The 3,602-nt window shown below is 65.8% G+C and carries 4 protein-coding genes; 2 read left to right on the top strand and 2 right to left on the bottom strand.

The window, feature by feature from the left end; all coding sequences use genetic code 11:
- Positions 1 to 53: 53 nt before the first annotated feature.
- Positions 54 to 779 (bottom strand): TetR/AcrR family transcriptional regulator, encoded by a 726-nt coding sequence (locus DBR22_RS05300; protein WP_108598115.1) that lies wholly within the window; start codon positions 777 to 779, stop codon positions 54 to 56.
- Positions 780 to 938: 159 nt separating this feature from the next.
- Between DBR22_RS05300 and ptsP the strand changes: the two genes are divergently transcribed.
- Together ptsP and DBR22_RS05310 are read left to right on the top strand one after the other, a co-directional pair.
- The gene (gene ptsP / locus DBR22_RS05305; RefSeq protein WP_108598116.1) at positions 939 to 2,624 is read left to right on the top strand and encodes a phosphoenolpyruvate--protein phosphotransferase; all 1,686 of its coding nucleotides are present in this window, start codon (positions 939 to 941) and stop codon (positions 2,622 to 2,624) included.
- A gap of 47 nt (positions 2,625 to 2,671) precedes the next feature.
- Positions 2,672 to 2,950, top strand: coding sequence for an HPr family phosphocarrier protein (locus tag DBR22_RS05310; RefSeq protein WP_108598118.1), 279 nt, complete (start codon positions 2,672 to 2,674; stop codon positions 2,948 to 2,950).
- 50 nt (positions 2,951 to 3,000) lie between these two features.
- Here DBR22_RS05310 and DBR22_RS05315 read toward each other — a convergent pair.
- Positions 3,001 to 3,602 (bottom strand): alpha/beta fold hydrolase (locus DBR22_RS05315; protein ID WP_108598117.1); only part of this gene is annotated, 602 nt, incomplete at its 5' end.

Consider the following 3,602-nt stretch of genomic DNA (forward strand, 5'->3'; position numbering starts at 1 on the left):
CCATGTGATTTCCTAACCGTCTTTCCTGCGGCTTCGCAGGCTGGGTCCGATAATTACGTCGAGCTGGTGGAGATCCGGTGGAGCCATTCGAGGAAAAGCTTGAGCTCCGAGTTCGAGAGCTGGTCTGAGTGCGACGCCTGAAGTGCGGCGTTCAGGGCAATCGCTGCCACCACCACCGAAGATTTCCCGGAATCTTCCGGGACGGCCCCTGTGGCCTGCTCGGAGGACACCGCAAAGATCATGGCGTCTCTGGTCATGGTGGACAGTTCAAGGTTCCGTTCGGCGGCGGGTTCCGCGATCAGCATCAGGGTCACGCCCACGTTGGCCGCCAGGATTGACCTGGCTGCTTCCCGCGGCTGGACATTGAGCTGGCCCGCCACTGCGGCTTTGTTCAGCATCTCCTCCATCAGCGCCTCGGCATCGGCAACGATGGCGGGGCGGCTTTCAGGACGGATGTTGCCGAACATCACCAGATAAAGCTCCGGCTGGTTAAGCCCGAACTGGACGTGGTTGTCCCACATCCGCCGGATATCCACGAGCGGATTCCCGGACGGGGCAAAATCCCTTTCGCCCGCAACGTATTCCTCAAAACCTGCGGCGACGACGGCGTCGAAAAGACCTTCCTTGTCACCGAAGTGGTGGTATAGCGTGGGCGCCGTAACACCGGCCAGCTGCGTGATCTGGCGGGTTGAAATGGACGCTCCCGCGGACTTTGCCAGCAATTCTGCCGCTGCTCGCAACAGCCGCATTTTGGGGGGAAGCTGGCCATCCAAACTCATAGCCGCTACCCTATCACCTATAGCATTGCTATATGAACTGAATCACATACAATTTTTTCAGGCGCGTTTCCGCTGTTGCACAGAGTAGTTGCGGCGGCCCCGGCATGGCGCCGGGACAACCTTGGCGGGCCTGGCTATCGGAAGAGAACGAGGAACTCAGTGCAGACCTTCCCAGGAGTAGGCGTCAGCCCCGGCCGCATCATCGGAACCATCCGCCAAATGCCCAAACCGATCAGCGAACCCCCTGCTGGCGAACAACTGGCTGCCGGAGTCACCGCCGAGGATGCGACAGCCGCCCTCAAGACCGCCTCCCAGGCCGTGCACGATGAACTGAAGAACCGTGCCGCCCACGCCACCGGTGACGGCAAGGCAGTCCTCGAAGCCACAGCGCTGATGGCCAAGGACACCATGCTGATCAAGGGCGCGGCCAAGCTCGTGGCCCGCGGCACCTCCGCTGAACGCGCCATCTGGGAGTCCGGTTCCTCCGTGTCCGAGATGCTCCACAACCTGGGCGGCTACATGGCTGAACGCGCCACCGACGTCCTTGATGTTCGCGCCCGGATCGTCGCCGAGCTGCGCGGCGTGCCCGCACCCGGCATTCCCGCGTCCAGCACGCCGTTCGTCCTGATTGCCGAGGACCTGGCACCGGCCGATACCGCCACCCTGGACCCCAACAAGGTCCTGGCCCTGGTGACGGCAGGCGGCGGCCCCCAGTCCCACACCGCCATCATTGCCCGCTCCCTTGGCCTGCCGGCCGTAGTGGCGGCAGTAGGGGTGGACGAGCTGAAGGACGGCACGGAAGTTTATGTGGACGGCGCCGCCGGCACCATCACGGCCGAGCCCGATGAATCACTGCGTGCCACAGCGGAAGCCTGGGCAGCCACCGCTTCCCTGCTGGCCGAATTCAGCGGCACGGGCACGACGGCGGATGGGCACCTGGTGCCTCTGCTCGCCAACGTTGGCGGCGGCAAGGATGCCGAGGCGGCCGCAAAGCTCGGCGCCCAGGGCGTTGGCCTGTTCCGCACCGAATTCTGCTTCCTGGAACGGGACACCGAGCCCACCGTGGAAGAGCAGTCTGCCGCCTACAAGAGCGTTTTTGATGCGTTCCCGGGCAAGAAAGTGGTCCTTCGTACGCTCGACGCCGGCGCCGACAAGCCGCTCCCGTTCCTGACCGACTCCACCGAGCCCAACCCCGCGCTGGGCGTCCGCGGCTACCGCACGGACTTCACCACCCCGGGCGTCCTGGACCGCCAGCTGGAAGCAATCGCCCAGGCGGAGAAGGCCTCGGGGGCCGATGTCTGGGTGATGGCACCGATGATCTCCACAGCGGAAGAGGCTGCCCGCTTTGCCTCCATGTGCGCCGACGCCGGAATCAAGACGCCCGGCGTGATGGTGGAAGTGCCCTCCGCAGCGCTGACCGCCGAAGCGATCCTCCGCGAAGTGGGTTTCGCCAGCCTCGGCACCAACGACCTCACGCAGTACGCCATGGCCGCCGACCGCCAGCTCGGCCCGCTCGCAAACCTGAACACCCCGTGGCAGCCGGCCGTGCTGCGCCTGGTGGGCCTGACCGTGGAAGGCTCCCGGGCTGAAGGCCACAACAAACCCGTGGGCGTCTGCGGTGAGGCCGCCGCTGACCCGGCCCTCGCCGTCGTACTGACCGGGCTGGGGGTGAGCACGCTCTCCATGACCGCGCGGTCGCTTGCCGCCGTGGCGGCAGTCCTGAAGACGGTCACCCTGGCCGAGGCCCAGGAGCTGGCCAAGCTCGCGCTGTCCGCGCCCAGTGCCACCGAAGCACGCGCCTGGGTGCGGGAAAAACTGCCCATTCTCCAGGAACTCGGCCTCTAGCCACCAGCTTGATGACCACCACCCTCACCACCCCACCAGGAGGAACCATGCCCGAACGCACCGCCACCATCGCCAGCCGCTCCGGCCTGCACGCACGCCCAGCGGCGCTGTTTGCAGAAGCCGCCGGAGAGGTGGGCGTGGAAGTCACCATTGCCAAGCCGGGCGAGCCGGCAGATGAGGCGCTGGACGCCTCGAGCATCCTGTCGCTGATGACCCTGGGGGCTGAAAACGGAGACGTCGTGGTACTCCGGGCCGAGGGCGACGGCGCCGATGCGGCACTGGACTCGCTGGTCAAGCTCCTGGAAACAGATCTCGACGCCGTCTAGCGCCCAGCTGGATAACGCCCGACGGCGGGACGCCGTTTTGGGGACTGCGCTCAGGCGGTGACGCCGAAGCCGTTCACAGCCCGCACCCACGCGGTGATCGCTGCTGCCGCGGGTCCCGGGGCGGTGTGTTGGACAACATGGCCCACTCCCGGAATTTGTGCCAGGCTCCCTTGGGGCGCTTGGGCTGCCAGCCGTTCACACCATCCGCGGCTGGCCACGGGATCCTTGCTGCCACGCATCACCAGAACGGGTTGCCCGATCCCGCGGACCCTGGCTTCGATCGGATATTCCATCATCACGGGCAACTCGGTCAGGTACCAGCGGAAACCCGCCCGGAAGTAGTCCGAGAAAACCATGAAGTTCGCGGACAGGGTTTCGCTGAACATCGCATCGCGGGTCAGGGCGAGTGCCTGCCGGGCCACGGATTTGCGGTTCCCGTCCACTACCGGACCCATCAGCACCACACCGGCCACCAGTTCCGGTTCCTGCAATGCGAGTTCAACGGCATGCTGGGTTCCCATGGAATGGCCGATTACCACGCAGGATCTCACGCCGGCGTCGGATAGCGCCGTATGGACAAAGGCCGCGTACTCGCCCACCGGCACCTGGCGGGCGGGCCTCGGGGCGTCGCCGAAGCCGGGGAGGTCAAAGG

This window comes from Arthrobacter sp. HMWF013, assembly GCF_003061105.1.
Lineage (GTDB): Bacteria > Actinomycetota > Actinomycetes > Actinomycetales > Micrococcaceae > Arthrobacter.

What these genes read in the sequence shown, in the direction of transcription:
- DBR22_RS05300 (WP_108598115.1), bottom strand. Translation starts at nt 779, where the DNA reads ATGAGTTTGGATGGCCAGCTTCCCCCCAAAATGCGGCTGTTGCGAGCA.
- DBR22_RS05310 (WP_108598118.1), top strand. Translation starts at nt 2,672, where the DNA reads ATGCCCGAACGCACCGCCACCATCGCCAGCCGCTCCGGCCTGCACGCA.